The 18049-nt window shown below is 63.1% G+C and carries 21 protein-coding genes and 1 pseudogene; 5 read left to right on the top strand and 17 right to left on the bottom strand.

Annotation, left to right across the window (positions count from 1 at the left end; all coding sequences use genetic code 11):
• The first annotated feature begins 11 nt into the window (after positions 1-11).
• The 4 genes and pseudogenes from ABFX23_RS04825 to ABFX23_RS04810 all read left to right on the top strand — a co-directional run.
• Positions 12-956: a DUF481 domain-containing protein gene (locus ABFX23_RS04825; protein WP_346031982.1), complete on the top strand. Its 945-nt coding sequence runs from the start codon at positions 12-14 to the stop codon at positions 954-956.
• Positions 946-2085: a tRNA guanosine(34) transglycosylase Tgt gene (tgt, locus tag ABFX23_RS04820; RefSeq protein ID WP_346031981.1), complete on the top strand. Its 1140-nt coding sequence runs from the start codon at positions 946-948 to the stop codon at positions 2083-2085. Before ABFX23_RS04825 ends, tgt begins: the two co-directional genes overlap by 11 nt.
• A gap of 44 nt (positions 2086-2129) precedes the next feature.
• The gene (locus ABFX23_RS04815) at positions 2130-3533 is read left to right on the top strand and encodes an alpha/beta hydrolase family protein (RefSeq protein WP_346031980.1); all 1404 of its coding nucleotides are present in this window, start codon (positions 2130-2132) and stop codon (positions 3531-3533) included.
• Between the two features lie 12 nt (positions 3534-3545).
• Positions 3546-4136, top strand: a pseudogene (locus ABFX23_RS04810) (alpha/beta hydrolase family protein); the annotation flags it as partial.
• Positions 4137-4153: 17 nt separating this feature from the next.
• On the opposite strand, the gene ABFX23_RS04805 reads toward ABFX23_RS04810, so the two are convergent.
• From ABFX23_RS04805 to rpiB, 9 genes are all read right to left on the bottom strand, one after another.
• Positions 4154-4330 carry a hypothetical protein gene (locus ABFX23_RS04805; RefSeq protein WP_162925345.1) on the bottom strand — a complete coding sequence of 59 codons (177 nt, stop codon included), beginning with the start codon at positions 4328-4330 and terminating at the stop codon, positions 4154-4156.
• 120 nt (positions 4331-4450) lie between these two features.
• Positions 4451-5065 carry a 30S ribosomal protein S4 gene (gene rpsD, locus ABFX23_RS04800; RefSeq protein ID WP_120078490.1) on the bottom strand — a complete coding sequence of 205 codons (615 nt, stop codon included), beginning with the start codon at positions 5063-5065 and terminating at the stop codon, positions 4451-4453.
• Between the two features lie 170 nt (positions 5066-5235).
• A complete protein-coding gene (locus ABFX23_RS04795; protein WP_346031979.1) occupies positions 5236-5568 on the bottom strand; it encodes a hypothetical protein in 333 nt (110 codons plus the stop codon).
• 72 nt (positions 5569-5640) lie between these two features.
• Positions 5641-6363, bottom strand: coding sequence for an RNA methyltransferase (locus ABFX23_RS04790; RefSeq protein ID WP_346031978.1), 723 nt, complete (start codon positions 6361-6363; stop codon positions 5641-5643).
• A 5-nt stretch (positions 6364-6368) separates the two neighbouring features.
• Positions 6369-6713, bottom strand: a complete 345-nt coding sequence (locus tag ABFX23_RS04785; protein WP_346031977.1) for a hypothetical protein — start codon at positions 6711-6713, stop codon at positions 6369-6371.
• Positions 6714-6777: 64 nt separating this feature from the next.
• Positions 6778-7260 (bottom strand): transcriptional regulator NrdR, encoded by a 483-nt coding sequence (gene nrdR / locus ABFX23_RS04780; RefSeq protein WP_346031976.1) that lies wholly within the window; start codon positions 7258-7260, stop codon positions 6778-6780.
• 3 nt (positions 7261-7263) lie between these two features.
• Positions 7264-7485: a hypothetical protein gene (locus ABFX23_RS04775; RefSeq protein WP_120078494.1), complete on the bottom strand. Its 222-nt coding sequence runs from the start codon at positions 7483-7485 to the stop codon at positions 7264-7266.
• Positions 7486-7502: 17 nt separating this feature from the next.
• Entirely contained in the window at positions 7503-8819 is a 1317-nt protein-coding gene (glyA, locus tag ABFX23_RS04770) for a serine hydroxymethyltransferase (protein WP_346031975.1), read from the bottom strand.
• 10 nt (positions 8820-8829) lie between these two features.
• Entirely contained in the window at positions 8830-9264 is a 435-nt protein-coding gene (gene rpiB, locus ABFX23_RS04765) for a ribose 5-phosphate isomerase B (RefSeq protein WP_346031974.1), read from the bottom strand.
• 95 nt (positions 9265-9359) lie between these two features.
• Here rpiB and ABFX23_RS04760 point away from each other — a divergent pair, with 95 nt between their 5' ends.
• Entirely contained in the window at positions 9360-9770 is a 411-nt protein-coding gene (locus ABFX23_RS04760) for a nuclear transport factor 2 family protein (protein WP_346031973.1), read from the top strand.
• On the opposite strand, the gene ABFX23_RS04755 is transcribed toward ABFX23_RS04760, so the two are convergent.
• The 8 genes from ABFX23_RS04755 to ABFX23_RS04720 form a co-directional block, all read right to left on the bottom strand.
• On the bottom strand, positions 9767-10129 hold the full coding sequence (locus ABFX23_RS04755) for a response regulator (protein WP_346031972.1): 363 nt from the start codon (positions 10127-10129) through the stop codon (positions 9767-9769). The two genes, ABFX23_RS04760 and ABFX23_RS04755, sit on opposite strands and share 4 nt — an antisense overlap.
• Positions 10126-11544 carry a sensor histidine kinase gene (locus ABFX23_RS04750; protein WP_346032550.1) on the bottom strand — a complete coding sequence of 473 codons (1419 nt, stop codon included), beginning with the start codon at positions 11542-11544 and terminating at the stop codon, positions 10126-10128. Before ABFX23_RS04750 ends, ABFX23_RS04755 begins: the two co-directional genes overlap by 4 nt.
• 124 nt (positions 11545-11668) lie before the next feature.
• Positions 11669-12301 (bottom strand): AAA family ATPase, encoded by a 633-nt coding sequence (locus ABFX23_RS04745; protein WP_346031971.1) that lies wholly within the window; start codon positions 12299-12301, stop codon positions 11669-11671.
• Between the two features lie 78 nt (positions 12302-12379).
• A complete protein-coding gene (locus tag ABFX23_RS04740) occupies positions 12380-12931 on the bottom strand; it encodes a pseudouridine synthase (protein WP_346031970.1) in 552 nt (183 codons plus the stop codon).
• Positions 12932-12943: 12 nt separating this feature from the next.
• Entirely contained in the window at positions 12944-13447 is a 504-nt protein-coding gene (locus tag ABFX23_RS04735; RefSeq protein WP_346031969.1) for a DUF2059 domain-containing protein, read from the bottom strand.
• Between the two features lie 60 nt (positions 13448-13507).
• Positions 13508-15532: an RNA polymerase sigma factor RpoD gene (rpoD, locus tag ABFX23_RS04730; protein ID WP_346032549.1), complete on the bottom strand. Its 2025-nt coding sequence runs from the start codon at positions 15530-15532 to the stop codon at positions 13508-13510.
• 8 nt (positions 15533-15540) lie between these two features.
• Complete coding sequence (gene dnaG, locus ABFX23_RS04725) at positions 15541-17430, bottom strand: DNA primase (RefSeq protein WP_346031968.1); 1890 nt, start codon at positions 17428-17430, stop codon at positions 15541-15543.
• Positions 17431-17484: 54 nt separating this feature from the next.
• A complete protein-coding gene (locus ABFX23_RS04720) occupies positions 17485-17937 on the bottom strand; it encodes a GatB/YqeY domain-containing protein (RefSeq protein WP_346031967.1) in 453 nt (150 codons plus the stop codon).
• Positions 17938-18049: the final 112 nt, after the last annotated feature.

Raw genomic sequence — 18049 nt, 5'->3', positions numbered from 1 at the left:
GGGGTGCAGTCATGACGAAACTGCCTCTTCTTGCCCTTCCAGTCCTGCTTTTCTCCGCCCCTGCTGCGGCGGAGCTTCCCGAAGCCGCGCGCACGATGATCGATGCCGCTATTGCCAGCGGCGATGCCGAACGGGTCGAGGCCGTGGTGGCCACGGCCCGTGCTGCCTTCCCCGGCGATGCAGGCGAAATCGACGCGATCTGGACCCAATACCAGGCCGACCAGGCGGAAATCGCCGCTGCGCAAGCCGCGCAGGAAGAGGCCGAGCTTCGCCAGGCGGGGCTGTTCGACAACTGGAGCGGGGAAGGGCAGATCGGCGCTTTCCAGTCCAGCGGCAACACCGATGAGTTCGGCGTCACGGCAGCGCTGGCGCTCGAGCGCGAGGGCATCGACTGGGAGCACCGCCTGCGCCTGACGGCGGACTATCGCCGCCTGAACGGGGCAACTTCGCGCGAACAGTTCCTGGCCCGTTACGAGCCGCGATACCAGATCAGCGAGCGCCTGTTTGCCTATGGTCTTGCCCAGTACGAGCGTGACCGGCGACAAGGCTATTCCTCGCGCTATGCGCTGTCCGGCGGCATTGGCTACAAGGTGATCGACGAGGAGAACATGGAGCTCTCGGTCAAGGCAGGCCCGGCCTATCGCATCACCCAGTTCACCGATGGCACCAGCGCGAGTCGCCTGGCGGGTCTGTTCGGCGCCGATTTCGCCTGGGATATCTCCGACAACCTCAAGTTCACGCAGGACGCCAGTTCCACGGTGGAAACCGGCGGAGAGGCGCTGGTGATCGTGGATAGTGCCAACACCAGCATCTCCGCCACCACGGGACTTGAAGCCGGGCTGACCGACGCGTTGAGCGCTCGTCTTTCCTGGACGATCGAATACGACAGCAACCCGCCCGCAGGCGCGGTGAAGACCGATACGCTGTCCCGCTTCACGCTTGTTTATGGCTTCTGAGCGCCCGCGCTTCGCTTTCACCGTCCACGCAACGGACGGCAAGGCGCGCACCGGCGCAATCGTCATGCGGCGCGGCACCATCCGCACGCCTGCCTTCATGCCGGTGGGCACCGCCGCGACGGTGAAAGCGATGAAGCCCGAGGACGTGCGCGCCACCGGGGCGGACATCATCCTCGGCAACACCTATCACCTGATGCTGCGCCCGGGCGCCGAGCGGGTGGCGAGGCTTGGCGGACTGCACCAGTTCATGCGCTGGGACCGCCCGATCCTGACGGACAGCGGCGGATACCAAGTGATGAGCCTGTCCGAGCTTCGCAAGCTGACCGAGGAGGGCGTAGAATTCCGCAGCCACATCGATGGCTCGAAACACATGCTCAGCCCCGAACGCTCGATGGAAATCCAGCGCCTGCTCGGCAGCGATATCGTGATGTGCTTCGACGAATGCCCGCGTGCCGACCGCCCGATGGAAGAGATCGAAGCGAGCATGGAGCTTTCGATGCGCTGGGCAAAGCGCAGTCGCGATGCTTTCGACGCGGGGGGCAAACATGCGGAGAGCAGCGCGCTGTTCGGTATCCAGCAGGGCGCGCTTGACGAGAACCTCCGCGCGCGTTCGGCCCAGGCGCTGCGGAAGATCGGCTTCGACGGCTATGCCATCGGCGGCCTAGCCGTGGGGGAAGGGCAGGAAGCCATGTTCGGCGTGCTCGACTATGCGCCCGGGCAGTTGCCCGAGGACGCCCCGCGTTACCTTATGGGCGTGGGCAAGCCCGACGATCTCGTCGGCGCGGTGGAGCGCGGGGTAGACATGTTCGACTGCGTGCTGCCCACCCGCTCGGGCCGCAACGGACAGGCTTTCACCTGGAACGGCCCGCTCAACCTGCGCAACGTCCGTCATGCAGAGGATAGCGGCCCGCTGGACGAACGCTGCACCTGTCCCACCTGCGCGAAATATTCACGCGCCTACCTGCACCACCTGCAGAAGTCGGGCGAGATGCTGGGTGCCATGCTCGTCACCGAGCACAACCTCTCGTTCTATCAGCAATTGATGCAGGCCATGCGCGATGCCATCGCAAACGGGGATTTCGCTCATTTTGCGGACAGTTTCCGGCGAGACTACCTTGCAACGCGCTAAGTGATTGATAAGCTGACCCCTCAATAACACTCGGGGACGCTTTCATGACATCGAAGACTATTCTTGCCGCGGGCGCGGCTCTGGCCTCATTTGCCCTTCCGACAGTCGAGGCGGCAGCGCAGGAAAGCATCGAAGAGGTAGCCTCGGCCTTCGGCGTGCGTCCGGACGTGCTCGACATCTCCATTGCGCCGTCAGGCGAGAAGATCGCCTACATTTCCCCGAACCCGGACGGGTCAGAACTGGTCTACGTGGTTGATCTGGCCACCGGCGAAGGGGCGGGAAGCCCGATCACCCGATATGCACAAGCCGGTGCCGATCTCACGCGCTGCGAATGGCCGACGGACGAACGCCTGGTGTGCCGCGCCTATGTCGTCAGCCCGACCGACAACAATGTGCTCATTTCGTTCACCCGCATTTTCTCGATGAAAGCCGACGGCACCGATTTTCGACCGCTGACGGCTCCCATCTCCTCGCGGTCCACCTCATTCAATTATCATGGCGGGTCCATCGTGGCGCTCGACGTGGAGGGGGAAGAAAACAAGATACTCCTCTCGCGCGATTGGGTGGAGGAAATCACCACCGGTTCGCGGATCGCCAGCGATGACGAGGGACTTGGCGTCGAATTGATCGATATCGAGACCGGGCGCCGCACCCGCGCGGAAGCGCCCGATCCCAACGCCATCAGCTACATTGCTGACGAGAACGGCAACATTCGCCTTAAGATCGCGCGCGCACAGAACAGCGCGGGCACCGAGGGCGGAAGCCAGCGCATCTTCTATTACCGGGAGCCGGGCAGCAACCGCTGGCAGGAAATGTCGCGTTCCGACAGGTTTGCGGGATTTGTCGATGGTTTCGAACCCTACTCGATCGATAGCGCGAGCAATGTCGCCTACGGATACATGGTTCGCGACGGATACGAAGGCGTCTATTCGCTCGCACTGGATGGCAGCGGCACCGTTCAACCCGTTCACGTGGAAGAGGGCGTGGACGTCGATCGTATCGTCCGCATCGGTCGCCAGCGCCGCGTTGTCGGCACCAGCTATGCTACGGACAAGCGGTATGTGAACTACACCGACGAGGAGCTGGGCACGCTGGCCGGGCAACTCTCGCAGGCGCTGCCTGGGAATCCTTCCATCAATTTTGTCGACGCGACAGCGGATGAGCGCAAGTTGATCATCAAGACGTCCAGCGACGTCGATCCGGGCATGTTCTACCTGCTGGATCGCGACACCATGGCCCTGACGGAGATTATGCCGGCGCACAGCTCGCTCAGTGGCCGGACCTTGGCCGAAATGCGCTCCGTCACCTATCCGGCAGCGGATGGCACGCAGATCCCCGCTTACCTGACTTTGCCGGTCGGATCGGACGGGACGAACCTGCCTGCCATCGTATTGCCCCACGGCGGCCCGAGTTCGCGCGACGTGTGGGGTTTCGACTGGCTGGTGTAGTTCTTTGCCGCGCGTGGCTATGCCGTCCTGCAGCCGAACTATCGCGGTTCTGCGGGCTATGGCCTGAACTGGATGCAGCGCAACGGCTTCCGCGACTGGGAAATCGCCATCGGCGATGTGAACGACGCCGGCCGTTGGCTGGTGAGCGAAGGCATTGCCGACCCGAAGAAGCTGGCAGGCATCGGCTGGTCCTACGGCGGCTATGCCGTGCTGCAATCGCAGGTGCTTGATTCCGAACTGTTCCAGGCGATCGTCGCTATCGCCCCGGTCACGGACCTCGACGCGCTGGTGGAAGGCCGCCGCTACTACTCCAACTACCGTGCGTGGGACGAATTCATGGGTGACGGACCACACCGGCAAGAGGGCAGCCCCACGCGCTACGCCGCGCAGTTCCAGGCGCCCGTCCTGATGTTCCACGGCACCTACGACCTGAACACCTGGGTCGAGCAGTCTCGACTGATGGAGCAGCGCCTCCGCAGCGCGGGCAAGCCGGTGCAACTGGTGGAGTACGACGAGCGCGACCACAGTATCCGCGATGGCTGGGCACGCGCCAACATGCTCCGCACCATCGATACTTTCCTGGAAGAGAACCTGGCGGACTAGGTTCCGGCCGGCTTTCCTCAGTCTCCGGGCCAGGCCTTGCTGCGCATCTGCAGGATAGTGCCGCGATAGGCGACGAACTGTCCGGCCTGGTCGAGGAAGCCGGCACCCAAACGCTGCGCATGGGTTTGCGCCATGGCAAGCGTATCGTACCACTTGCCGCGGCGTTTGGGGGTGATGAAGCGATACTGTGTCATGGCTTCGACTGAATTCGCGAGAGCGCAACCGGTTCCGGCCAAGACGTTGAACCGAAACAAAAAAGGGCGGCCCCGAAGGACCGCCCTTTCTGCGTAACCGGATGCGTAATCCGGTTCGGATTAGCGCGAGTAGAACTCGACGACCAGGTTCGGTTCCATCTGCACCGGGTAGGGCACTTCATCCAGCGTGGGAACGCGGCTGAAGGTGACCGAGTCGTTGCCTTCCTGGGCAACGTAATCGGGAATTTCACGCTCGGGCAGGCTCTGCGCTTCGATGATCAGGGCCATTTCCTTGGCCTTGTCACCCAGCGAGATCACGTCGCCCACGTCGCAGCGACGCGAGGCGATGTTGCACTTCACGCCGTTCACCTTGATGTGGCCGTGCGAAACGATCTGGCGAGCAGCGAAGATCGTCGGCGCGAACTTGGCGCGATAGACGATCATGTCGAGACGACGCTCGAGCAGGCCGATCAGGTTCTGGCCGGTGTCACCCTTCATGCGGGTGGCGTCCTTGTAGGTGGCGCGGAACTGCTTTTCGGTGACGTCGCCGTAATAGCCCTTCAGCTTCTGCTTGGCGCGCAGCTGCAGACCGAAGTCCGACATCTTGCCCTTGCGGCGCTGGCCGTGCTGGCCGGGGCCGTAGGAACGCTTGTTAACCGGAGAATTGGGACGACCCCAGATGTTTTCGCCCATCCGGCGGTCGAGTTTGTGCTTGGCGCGCGTGCGCTTCGACATGAGTCACTTCCTTCATTTGCTGGACTGCCCCATCGGCAGCCATTCAACCCGGCATCGCACCGCCTGACCAATCGTCAGGCGCGGCCACCGCTTCACCGGGGTGCGGAGCCAATTTCAGCGAAGGCGCGCATTTAGCTGCGCAGGCGTGGAAGTCAAGTGGGCAGCAAGGCTCAGCAGCCGCCGAACGCGTCCTGGCGGCATTCGACCCCGCCCGAGGCGTTGCGGCCCGACCGGATCATGTCGTCACGCGTCCGGGCCTCCACCGCGGCCCACTCGTCGCGGGTCATGCACGTGCGGGTTCGGCGGGTCAGCGATCCGGTGACGCGTTCGGTCCGGCAGACGACCTCCTGTCCGCGCTCTTTCTCTTCCTCGCTGCGCTCGTCTTCTGCCGGCTGCGAGGCCGCCGACTGCGTGGCGGTTGCATCTTGCGGCTGCCCATCCTGCGCCAAGATGGGTCCACCGATCACCAGTGCCGCGACTGCCGGGTAAATGCTGAATTTCATGCTGCTTTCTCCCCCAAAGCTTTACGCACGCTACCAAGCCTTGCCAGCAATGTCAGTAGGGAAGTTGAGCAATCAATCTTCGCGCGGTTTGCGCTCCAGCGAGGACAATACACCGCGCAGGGTGCGCACTTCCAGATGGTTCCAGCCCGGCTTCGTCAGCACGCCTCTCAGCGTTCGGCGGGTCGCGTCGGCGCGGGTTTCCGGAAGGAAATAGCCCTTGGGCTCGAGCATTCGCTCCAGATGCGCGATCAGTCCGTCGAGCTCATCCTGCGGTGCCGGGGGCAGGAGGTCCTCCTGCGTCGGCATCACCAGGTCGGCGTGCTTCGAAAGTTCGTAAGCCACAAGAATCACGGCCTGGGCGAGATTGAGTGAGCCGAATTCCGGGTTGATCGGTGCGGTAATGATCGTGCGGGCAAGCGCCACGTCCTCGGTCTCGAGACCCGAACGCTCGGGCCCGAACAGGATTGCGCTGCGCCCGGCTTGCCGCGGAATGTCGCGCGCGGCTTCTTCAGGCGTCTGCACCGGCTTGGTGACGCCGCGCTTGCGCACGGTAGTGGCATAGACGTGCGCGCAATCGGCCACCGCTTCCGCCGTGGTTTCGAAAACCTGCGCCTTTTCCAGCACGATATCGGCACCCGCCGCCGCCGGACCGGCCGAAGGGTTCGGCCAGCCGTCGCGCGGGCTCACCAGCCGCATCTCGGTCAGCCCGAAATTGAGCATCGCCCGCGCAGCCTTGCCGATGTTCTCGCCAAGCTGCGGACGGACGAGAACGATGACCGGGGAATTGTCAGCCAAGGTCGTCAGTCGCTCAGGCTGCCTTCGCGGACGCCTGCACCCATCTGGTAACGGGTCTGCTCATTCATGAACTGCTCGGCCTCGATCCGGTCCATTTCCCATTCCTTGTTGGTCTTGCACGTGCGCCGGCCGCGCAGGCGGCTGCCTGTCTGCGGCTGCGTACGACGGCAGACGACCTCGTCCGGATCGACCTCTTCCTCGCGATCCCGTTCGACGAGGAGTTCGGAATCGACAGCAGCGGGTTCGGCCGTTTCATCTTCCTGGCGTTCCTGAACAGCTTCTTCCTGTGCGGAGGCGGGGATGGCGAACAGGCCAAGAGCGGCAGCGGCGATAGCGAAGTGAACGCGCATGGTAATCTCCTAAGTGGCGACCGTTACAGCAAATGTGCTCTCTTGCCGAGAGCGCGCTGCCAACTCAGTCGTTGCCGCCGCCTGCCTGCTGAATGGTGCTGGCAAATTCCTCGAAATCGCGCGCCTCGGAGAAATCGCGATAGACCGATGCGAACCGAATGTAGGCGACCGAGTCCAACTGGCGCAGACCCTCCATCACCATTTCTCCGATGCGGGCCGAGGGGATCTCGCTGTCGCCCGCCGTCTCGACCTGCCGCTGGATGCCGGACACGAGTTGGTCGATACGCTCCTGCTCGATCCCGCGCTTGCGGCATGCGAGGGCGACCGACTGTTCGATCTTGGACCTGTCGAAGCTCTCGCGCCGGGGCGGGGTGCCTTCGCCGGTGGATTTCAGCACGGTTACGTCGCGCAGTTGCACCCGCTCGAACGTGGTAAAGCGCGCGCCACAGCCTTCGCACTGGCGACGGCGACGGATGGCCGTGTTGTCTTCGGTAGGGCGCGAATCCTTGACCTGGCTGTCTTCGTTCGCACAAAACGGGCAGCGCATGGTCTAGGGTCGAATCCGCTTGTAGATCATGTATCCCGCACCCGCGATCAGGCCCACCGGCCAGGTGACGACCGGCAGCAATCCGCCCGCCACCGCGCCGACGGCGGCACCAGTCAGCACGGGCTTGGAAGACGGGTGAGCCAATCCTTCCTTACCCATGGCCTTCACCTCGTCGACGGCGTCGGCAAGGATACGGTTGTCGATGGGCTTTTCAGGGTCGGTCATGGGTTGCCTTTCGGAACTTACCTGCCGGGATAGACGGGGAATGCCGCGCACAGGTCGCCCACTTCGCGGCGCACCCGTTCCTCGACCTGCGCATCGCCTTCATCGCCGTTGCGGGCCATGCCGTCGATCACCTCGGCCATCAGCGCGCCGACCTTGCGGAATTCTGCCGGACCGAAACCGCGCGTCGTGCCGGCGGGCGTGCCGAGCCGCACGCCGCTGGTAACGAAGGGTGAGCGCGGTTCGAAGGGAATGGCGTTCTTGTTGCAGGTCATCAGGGCGCGGTCGAGGCCCTTTTCGGCTGCCTTGCCGGTCACGTCCTTCGGCGTGAGATCGGCCAGCATGAGATGGTTGTCCGTACCGCCGGAAACGATGGTGATACCCGCTTCGGAAAGGCTGGATGCCAGCGCCTTCGCGTTCTCAGCCACGGCCTGCGCGTAGAGGCGGAATTCGGGGCGCAGCGCTTCGCCGAAGGCCACGGCCTTGCCGGCGATGGTGTGCATCAGCGGGCCGCCCTGCATGCCGGGGAAGACCGCCATGTTGATCGGCTTGGTCAGTTCCTCGTCGTTCCACAGGATGATGCCCGAGCGCGGACCGCGAAGGCTCTTGTGCGTCGTACTGGTGACGACGTGCGCGTGCGGAAACGGCGAAGGATGCTGGCCGCCCACGACAAGGCCGGAGAAGTGCGAGATATCGGCCAGCAGGTATGCGCCAACCTCGTCGGCGATCTTGCGGAACTCGGCAAAGTCCCAGGTGCGCGGGTAGGCCGTGCCGCCCGAGATGATCAGCTTGGGCTTGTGTTCGTGGGCGAGGCGGCGAACCTCTTCCATGTCGATGCGGCAGTCCTCGCGGCGCACGCCGTAGGGGACCACGTTGAACCACTTGCCGCTCATGTTGACGGGCGATCCGTGGGTCAGGTGTCCGCCGCTGGCAAGGTCCAGCCCCATGAAGGTATCGCCGGGCTGGAGCAGGGCGAGGAACACCGCCTGGTTCATCTGGCTGCCCGAATTGGGCTGCACGTTGGCGAAGTTGCAACCGAACAGCTGCTTCGCGCGCTCGATGGCAAGGGTTTCCACCTCGTCGGCGAACTCGCAGCCGCCGTAGTAGCGCTTGCCGGGATAGCCTTCCGCATACTTGTTGGTGAATACGCTGCCGCAAGCCTCCAGCACGGCGGGGCTGGCGATGTTCTCGCTCGCGATCAGTTCGATCCCGTCGCGCTGGCGGCCAAGTTCGCGCCCGATGATCGCGGCGACATCGGGATCGGCGGCCTCAAGGTCGTCGCTCCAGAAGCGGTCGAGCCAGGTGGCGGAAGGGGCGGTTTGGGTTGCGGTGGTCATGTCAGATCTTTCAGGACGGATTGGACAGCTTGTCGACGCGGCGCTGGTGCCGACCGCCTTCAAACTCCGATTGCAGGAATGCCTCAATACAGGCTTTCGCCATATCCGGCCCGATCAGACGGGCACCCATGGCAATGACATTGGCATCGTTGTGCTCGCGGCAGAGCCGGGCTGAGACAGGTTCCGACACCAGCGCACAGCGCACGGCTGCGTTGCGGTTGACTGCCATCGAGATGCCGATGCCCGACCCGCACAGCGCGATCCCTCGATCCACCGTGCCTTCCGCGACGACGCCCGCAAGCAGGTAGCCGAAATCCGGATAGTCGACCGAATCGGCGGTGTCCGGCCCGAGGTCGGCGACTTCGTGACCCAGTTCGATGAGCCATTCGCGCAAGTCGGCCTTCAGGTCGAGCGCGGCGTGATCGGAAGCGATGGCAATCTTCATGGGCGCCCACATAGTCGGCAGCGGTCAATTTCGCCACCCGAAAAGGCCCGCAGAAAGGCTTTCTCCCCGACAAGCGAGGCTGTAGCGTCCTCCCAATGAACGAAACCGATTATCACCGCTATGTCGAAGCCTTCAACGCACGGGACTACGGCACGCTGGAAACTTTTTTCGCCGACGATTTCGTGCTGGAGAATGCCGGGTTCGCCGTAAGCGGTAAGCCGGCTTTCCGCGATTTCTACAGGTTCTTTCACGAATTCTGCCGCGAAGAGGTTGAGTTCCGGGAGTTTTTCCCCGGCCGGCAGGGGTTCGTCGCCAATGTCGTCATCCACTTCACCGGGCTGAAGGAACTTTCGCAGGACGAACTGGACCGGCGCGGGTATTCGGGAATGACGCCGGTTCCCGTCGGCGTGACAGTGCCGGTGGAATTCTACATCCACTACCTGCTGAATGACGCGGGGCTGATCCGCTACATCAAGGGCGCGGTTTGGGTGGCCGAGCCGGACTAGGTGCCCGCTTGCTGCATCCGCGCGAATGCGGCTTTGATCGATTCGACGGAATAAGGTTTGGCTACCGTTTCGACGCGCGCCAGATCGGCGGGCAGCGGCTCCACGCCGTAACCGGTGGCAAAGACGACATCGACGCCATCCTCCAGCAGGCGGCGCGCGAGCGGATAGCTGTTGCGGCCGTGCAGGTTCACATCCAGCACGGCAGCATCGAACGTGTTCGCTTCCGCCAGGGACAGTCCCTCGTCGAGCGAGGACGCAAACCTGGTTTCGGCGCCTTCGGCGATCATCATGTCCTCCAGAGCGAAGCCGATTACAGGCTCGTCTTCTACTAGCAGGAACTTGCGCCCGGCGATCGTCATATCGCTTCCTCCACGAGTCTGGCGGTGATGGTGCAAACCAGGCCCTCGGGGCGGAATTCCATCTCCACTTCACCCTGATCGGCCGAAAGCCCGCGGGATATCAGTCGCGTGCCGAACCCGCGCCGGGAGGGTTCCTCGACCGGCGGCCCGCCGCTCTCGCTCCAGACCAGGCGCAGGGTAGGCTCTCTCTTGCTGTCGTCTACGTCCCAATGGACTGAAACCGAACCGCTGTCGGACGAAAGCGCCCCGTACTTTATGGCGTTGGTGCAAAGCTCGTGCACGATCATCGCCAGCGATACCGAAGTCTGCGGGGGCAGGGTAAGGGGCGGGCCACTGATATCGAAGCGCTGGATCAGGTCGCCGGCCGTCGCCTCCGCCGATCCGGTGACGATATCGTGCAGCGAGGCGGAGCCCCAGCTCGTTTGCGTCAGCAGGTTGTGTGCGGCTGCAAGCGCCTGCAGACGGCCGTTGAAAATGGCTTTCGCTTCTTCGGACCCCTCGACAGTGCCAAACGACTGGCCGGCCAGTCCTTGCACGATCGCAAGGGTGTTCTTCACCCGGTGGTTCAGCTCGTTGATAAGCAGGCGCTGGCGCTCTTCGAACTCGATTTCCTCGGTGATATCGTAGCCCTGCACCATGATGCCGGAGACACCCTGGTCCCCGTCGAAGATCGGCTGAAAGATGAAGTTGAGGAACCGCTTCGAGGCCCCTTCGCCCTTCTCGCTCTCCAGCAAGACCTGCTCCCTGCGACCGACATAGGGTTCGCCCGTGGCGCGTACGGTATTCAGGATATCGACGAAGCCCTGGTCCACGATCTCGGGCAAGGCCTCGCGAACGGGCAGGCCGAGGATATCGCTTCGCCCCACGAGCTCGCGATAGGCTTCGTTGGTCATGCGGAAGCGATGTTCCGGACCCTCGAGGACGGCGACGAAGCCGGGCGCCTGTTCGAACAGCTCCGTCATACGGCGCGATTCTTCCTGCAAGTCGCGGTTGCGCGCCTCTACGGCGTCGGCCCGCCGCACGACACCCATTTCGTCGCGCAGCTGCCGCAGCTTGTGCAGTTCGGTCACGTCGACGGTATGCTTGAGAATGTACTCCACCTTGCCGTCATCGCCCAATAGCGGCGTGTGAGTCGCGCTCCAGAAGCGCACGTCGAGGCCGCCGTCGGGGCGGGCAATATCGTATCGGATCAGCGCAATCTCATCGACTTCGCCGGTGCCCAGCACGCGCCGCAGAGACCTGTTCAATTGCCGGAAACTCTCGGTGTCGGGATCGCTGGGAAAGGCATCGAACATCTTGCGCCCGATGATGTCTTCGCGCTGACGCATGGTGGCGCGCAGGTACGCCTCGTTCATCCAGACGAGGTGAAGATCCGTATCCATGATGACATAAGGGTTGGGCGACAGGCCCAACAATGCCTCGAAATCAATAGGCAACGATTACGCTCACGCTGATTTTTCCCTCAATCCGGTATCTTCAGCGTTCCGCAGCGAACCTAGTTCCCGTTACCGCCAACAAGCTGCGGGTGGGTCATAACGATCACACGACTTTCCTGACCCACTTCCATAGCGCGTCGACTTCCTGCGCGGCCTTGCCGCCCGCATCGATCTCGCTGGCGACTTCGCCTTTCGAGGAGGAGTGGTGGAAGTCTGCGCGCTCTCCAAATGTTACGGGGCAGGCCTGCAACCCGAGCTTTTCCGCCGCTTCCTGTGCCTCTGCAACCATTCTGGTTGCCCGGGCCGGTACACCGTTGAATACGACGAAAGCCGGTTTGCCGGTGAATGTCACCATGTCGGCAATACCCTCCAGCGCATGGAGATCGAAAGCGCGCGGGCGCGTGGGAATGAGGACGAGGTCTGCCGCCTTCACCGCCTCGCGCATGGCGGCCTCGGCATGGGGCGGAGTGTCGATTACCACCAGGTCCAGCCCTTCGCGTCCGGCATTCTCGATGGTGCGGGCAAGCCGCGCTGGCGGACTGGTGACGACGGCGGGCAGGAAGTCGCCGCGCCAGTCACCCCAGGCGGCGGCCGTGGCCTGCGGATCGGTGTCGATCACGCACGACGGCATCTTCTTCTGCACGGCGATGGTGGCAAGATGTAGGGCGAGCGTGGTCTTGCCCGAGCCGCCTTTCTGGCTGACGACAGCGATGACCTTTGGGCGGGTTTCTGGCACGAAAAGAGCGCTCCTGATTACTGAACCTGCACTCCTCTCCTCGGGCGCTTTTATGTCAGGAGTTTGGTTGTGCGTCCATCACCTGATTGCTGCATTGCACCATTTCCCCGGTTCCAGCCCGTCGAGGCTCCAGTCACCGATTGACCAGCGCACCAACCGGAGGGTGGGGTGGCCCACGGCGGCGGTCATGCGGCGCACCTGCCGATTGCGCCCCTCGGCGATAGTCAGGCGCAGCCACGTGTCGGGCACGGTCTTGCGGAACCGGACCGGCGGATCGCGCGGCCACAGGTGTGGGTCTGAGATGATCTCGGTGAGGGCAGGGCGGGTGAGGCCGTCTTTGAGTTCAACACCCTTACGCAGTTTCTTGAGCGCGGTTTCGTCAGGTTCGCCTTCCACCTGCACGAGATAGGTCTTGGGCAGCTTGAATTTCGGATCGGCAATGCGTGCCTGCAGCTTGCCGTCGTCGGTCAGCAAGAGAAGCCCCTCGCTGTCGCGGTCCAGCCTGCCAGCGGGATAGACGCCCGGCACGTCGATGAAGTCCGACAATGTGGCGCGCGTCGTCGGGCTGCCGCGGTCGGTAAATTGCGACAGCACGTACATGGGCTTGTTGAAAAGGATCAGGCGGGGCATGGCGCGCCCCTTCTAGTCGCTGCCGATTTTCGCGATGTCTGCTTGCAACTGCTCGATGAGTTGCGGCATGCGGGAAAAGTAGTCTTGCATGTAGGCCTGATTGGCTGCGGCGAAAGCCGGATGTCCGTTGACTTCAGCGGTCCGTGCCAGGAAGCCATGACCTTCCGGCGTCATGATGAATTCGTGCAATCCACGAAGCTCGGCCTCGTTGAACTGGTCAGCATAGGCGACAACCAAGCTGTCCATGATCGCGTCGATATGGTCCGAAAGCACTTCCATGCTGGTAGCGCGCACACGCTCTGCGTGACGGTCGAAAACGGCAGCCCTGCGTGGATCGTCCTGAATGTTCGGCAGGGATGCGCGCATCTGGCCGAGGAGCTGGTCGATCACATCGTCGAACATCCCCATCCGCGTTTCGGGTGGGAATCCATTCTCGATGATTTCTTGCGCTAACTGAATTTCCACCGTTTTCGTTGCGGTCGCCGAAGCATCCTGGGCGTGGGCCGCAGTAGGCACGGCAAGCGCAATTGCCGCGGCGAGCGCAAGCGTGGATGGAAATTTCATGACGAGAACCTCTTACTGATCGAGGAACGAGCGCATCTTGCGGCTGCGGCTCGGGTGCTTGAGCTTCCTCAGCGCCTTGGCCTCGATCTGGCGGATACGTTCGCGGGTCACCGAGAACTGCTGCCCGACTTCTTCAAGCGTGTGATCGGTGTTCATGCCGATGCCGAAGCGCATGCGCAGCACGCGTTCCTCGCGAGGCGTAAGCGAGGCGAGCACGCGGGTGACGGTTTCCTTGAGGTTCGACTGGATCGCAGCGTCCACCGGGATGACGGCGTTCGGATCCTGGATGAAATCGCCCAGGTGCGAGTCTTCCTCGTCGCCGATGGGCGTTTCGAGAGAGATCGGCTCCTTGGCGATCTTCATCACCTTGCGCACCTTCTCCAGCGGCATGGAAAGGCGCTCCGCCATTTCCTCCGGCGTGGGTTCGCGTCCCTGCTCGTGCAGGAACTGGCGGCTGGTGCGCACCAGCTTGTTGATCGTCTCGATCATGTGAACGGGGATGCGGATCGTGCGTGCCTGGTCCGCGATCGAGCGGGTGATCGCTTGCCTGATCCACCACGTGGCATAGGTGCTGAACTTGTAGCCGCGGCGGTATTCGAACTTGTCGACCGCCTTCATCAGGCCGATGTTGCCTTCCTGGATCAGGTCGAGAAACTGCAGGCCGCGGTTGGTGTATTTCTTGGCGATCGAGATCACCAGGCGCAGGTTCGCCTCGACCATTTCCTTCTTGGCGATGCGCGCCTCGCGTTCGCCCTTCTGCACCATGTTCACGATGCGGCGGAATTCGTCGAGACTCATGCCCGTCTGGCTGGCGATGTCGGCGATTTCGGCGCGAATGCGTTCCACCGCTTCGGCTTCCTTCTCGGCGAAGGCGGCCCACTTCTTGTCCTTCTTCGCGCGTTCCAGCAGCCAATTTTCGTCCAGCTCGTTGCCGACATAGCTGTTGAGGAAGTCGATGCGCTTCACCTTGTGACGTTCGGCAAGGCGCAGCATCTGGCCGCCCAGCGCCGTCAGGCGGCGGTTGAAGGCGTAGAGGTTGTCGACCAGGTATTCGATCTTGGTCGCGTGGAACTGCACGGACTCGACTTCGGCGGTCAGCTCTTCGCGCAAGCTCTCGTACTTGTTTTCCTTGGCCTTGGGGAAATCTTCCCCGCGACCCAGCACCTCGACACGTTCCGCCTGCAGCTTCTCGAACTTCTTGAACAGGTCGGTGATGCGGGCGAACCGCTCCAGCGCGTCGGGCTTCAGCGCGGCTTCCATCTGGGCGAGGGACATGGTGTTGTCTTCCTCGTCATCGTCGTCGCGCTTGCGGCCTTCGCCTTCCTCGCCGTCTTCGCCTTCCGCGTCGTCGTCATCATCGTCGTCGTCGTCATCGCGGATGGTGGGGCCGGCGGTTTCCTCGGAAATCTCGCCGTCGTCGTCGTCCTCGCCCTCTTCCATCTTGTCTACGGGGGGTTCCTTGGACAGCATGGCGTCGAGATCGAGGATCTCGCGCAGCTGCATTTCCTCGGAATTGAGCGCTTCGGACCACGTGATGATTGCGTGGAAGGTGATCGGGCTTTCGCACAGGCCCATGATCATGGTGTCGCGGCCTGCCTCGATACGCTTGGCGATGGCGATCTCGCCCTCGCGGCTGAGCAGTTCGACCGCGCCCATTTCGCGCAGGTACATGCGCACCGGGTCGTCCGTGCGGCCTTCGCCGGCGGTGGACTTCTTCTTTTCCGGCACGTTCTGCTTGTTGTTGTCGGAGGCCTGCGATTCAGAACCCGTCGGCGCGATTTCCTCGGGACCGTCGTCGTCCTCGTCCTCGGCTTCCTCGGCATTCTCGACGATCTGGACACCCATGTCCGAAAGAGCGGACTGGATATCCTCGATCTGGTCAGAACTCATCTCGCCCGAAGGCAGCGCCTCGTTCAGCTCATCGTAGGTGATGTAGCCCTTGCGCTTCGCTTTCGCGATCATCTTCTTGATCGATGCCTCGTTGAGGTCGATCAGCGGAGCATCGTCGTTCTGCTTGTTCTTGGCCTTGGACGCCATAGGGGTTGTCAATCCGTTTCCTGTTCGGCCGCCGTAGTTTCGCTGGCGGCTACATCGTCTTTGTCCAGCGCCTCCGAAGCGGCGCGTTTTCTTGCCATTTGCCCGAGTCGCGAATCGATTTCCAGCTTTCGTTTGCGCAAGCGTTGCTGCTCCGCAAACGCGCCTTCGGGGTCTGTATCGAAGTGACGCGTGGCCTCTGCAATAGCCGCTTCGAGTGCGGGCCTTTCGACCAGCAGGGCAACGGCTTCGGCCAGATCCTCTCGCGCCTCGTCCGGATCGTGGCCTTCCATCAGGAAGGAGAATCTGGTGTTATCCGGTGCAGGCGGCAGGTTGTCTTGGCCAGATATGGGCGAATTTGCGCTCGCTTCAAGCTCTTGGGCGTGATCGAGAAGAAAATTCACCGCCTGCGCCAATTTCGCATCACCCCTGGACAGACCCAGCAGGGCATCGGCGTGGCGGTGGATTTCGCCCGGGTGTCGCGCCAGCCCGTTGAGGACGGCGGCAGTTAGCATGTCGCGAAAGGCTCCCGTCGTGGCCTTGCGCAGGCGTTGCGCGACGTCGGGCGGGGTGCGCTGCGGAGCGTTGCGATCGAACGGGCGATTGCTCCGGAAACTGCCTCTCTGAAACTCTCGGGGAGGGTAGGCGAAGGCACCGTATCGCTCCAGCAATTCCCGGCGGTAGAGCGAGCGTATATCGGGATGCTGGATGGCCTCGGTGTGCTCGATCAGGCGCGCTTTCAGCCCGGCCTTGTCTTCCGGAGAGGTGAGGGTGGATGCGTCGCGCTCGTGCTCCCAGATCAGGTCCAGCAGCGACTTGGGCTCCTCCAGCAGCTTGTCCATGCCCTTGCGCCCGTCGCGCTTGATGAGGTCATCCGGGTCGAGGCCGGTGGGCAGTTGCACCACGCGCAGCGAATGGCCGGGGCGCAGCAGGGGCAGGGCGCGTTCCGCCGCGCGCATGGCGGCGCGGGTGCCGGCCTTGTCGCCGTCGAAACACAGCACCGGTTTGTCCGCCATGCGCCAGAGCAGTTCGATCTGCTGTTCGGTCAGCGCGGTGCCCATCGGGGCGACAGCATCCTCAATCCCGGCGGCGGCCAGCGCGATCACATCCATGTAACCCTCGGCCACGATCACGCGGTCGGTCTTGCGAGAGGCAGTTGCGGCGCGGTGCAGGTTGTAGAGCGTGCGGCCCTTGTCGAAGAGCGGCGTGTCCGGGCTGTTGAGATACTTCGCAACGCCCTCGCGGTCTTGCAGAATACGCCCGCCAAACGCGATCGCCCGCTCGCGCGCATCCTGGATGGGCAGCATCACGCGGCCGCGAAAGCGCGAGTAGGGGACCTTGTCCTCGACCTCGATCAGCAGCCCCGCCTCGATCAGCAGCCGCTCGTCGAATTTCTCAAGCGCCTTCTTGATCGCCTGCTTGTCATCCGGCGCCCAGCCGAAGCCGAAACGGCGGATCGTGTGTTCGCTCAGCCCGCGCCGTTCGAGGTAGGCGCGCGCCTGCTGCCCCGCAGGGCTGGCAAGTTGCGCCACGAACCATTCCTGCGCCGCCGCCATAACGTCGTGCAGGGTGGCGCGCTGCTCGGCTCGCTGCGCCGCGCGTGGATCGGGAGCGGGCACTTCCATCCCGGCTTCGGAGGCAAGCTCCTTCACCGCATCTATGAACGGGAGGCCGTGCTGCTCCATCATCCAGTCGATCGCGCCGCCGTGCTGCTGACAGCCGAAGCAGTGGTAGAAGCCCTTCTGGTCGTTGACGTAGAAGCTGGGCGTGTTTTCCGAATGGAACGGGCAGCACGCCTTCCACTCCCGCCCGGCGCGCTGCAGCTTCACCGTCCGCTGGATAAGCGTGGACAGCGTGATCCTGCTTTTGAGTTCATCCAGCCATTGGGGAGAGAGCGCCATGGCCGCATCCTAACCGCGCAGGTGATTCGCTGCGAGGGGGCTGGGGATAGTTCCCTAGCTCAGCGATTCCTTCACCCAGCCGCTAGCCCGGCCCATGTCGAGCTGCGTGCCGTGGCGGGCTTTCAGTTCGCCCATCACCTTGCCCATGTCCTTCATGCCCTCGGCCCCGGTGTCCGCCTTGATCTGCTCGATCGCGGCCTTTGTTTCGGCCTCGCTCATCTGCTGCGGCAGAAATTCCTCGATCACGGCCAGCTCGCCCTTTTCCTGCTCGGCGAGTTCGGTGCGGCCGCCGTCCTCGTACATCTGGATCGATTCGCGGCGCTGCTTCGCCATCTTCTGAAGCACGTCGATCACCAGCGCATCGTCGTCGGCAACGTCGCCCTTGGTGCGCTGCTCGATATCGCGGTCCTTGATCTTGGCGGAGATCAGGCGCAGCGCGGCGGTGCGTTCCTTGTCCTTCGCCTTCATGGCGGTGACGGTTTCGGCCTTGATGGTGTCGCGGATCATGGTGCTCTCTTGTCCAAGGGATTGAAGTTTCGAGGCCCCATGTAGGGCCGGGAAAAATAAAGCCAAGCCTCACGCTTGACGGGTGGCGGACTGGTCTCTAGCGGCTGGGACT

It is taken from the genome of Erythrobacter westpacificensis, assembly GCF_039542285.1.
Lineage (GTDB): Bacteria > Pseudomonadota > Alphaproteobacteria > Sphingomonadales > Sphingomonadaceae > Alteraurantiacibacter > Alteraurantiacibacter westpacificensis.
The sequence above is the reverse complement of the archived record's forward strand: the minus strand, read 5'-3'. Positions and strand labels throughout refer to the sequence as shown.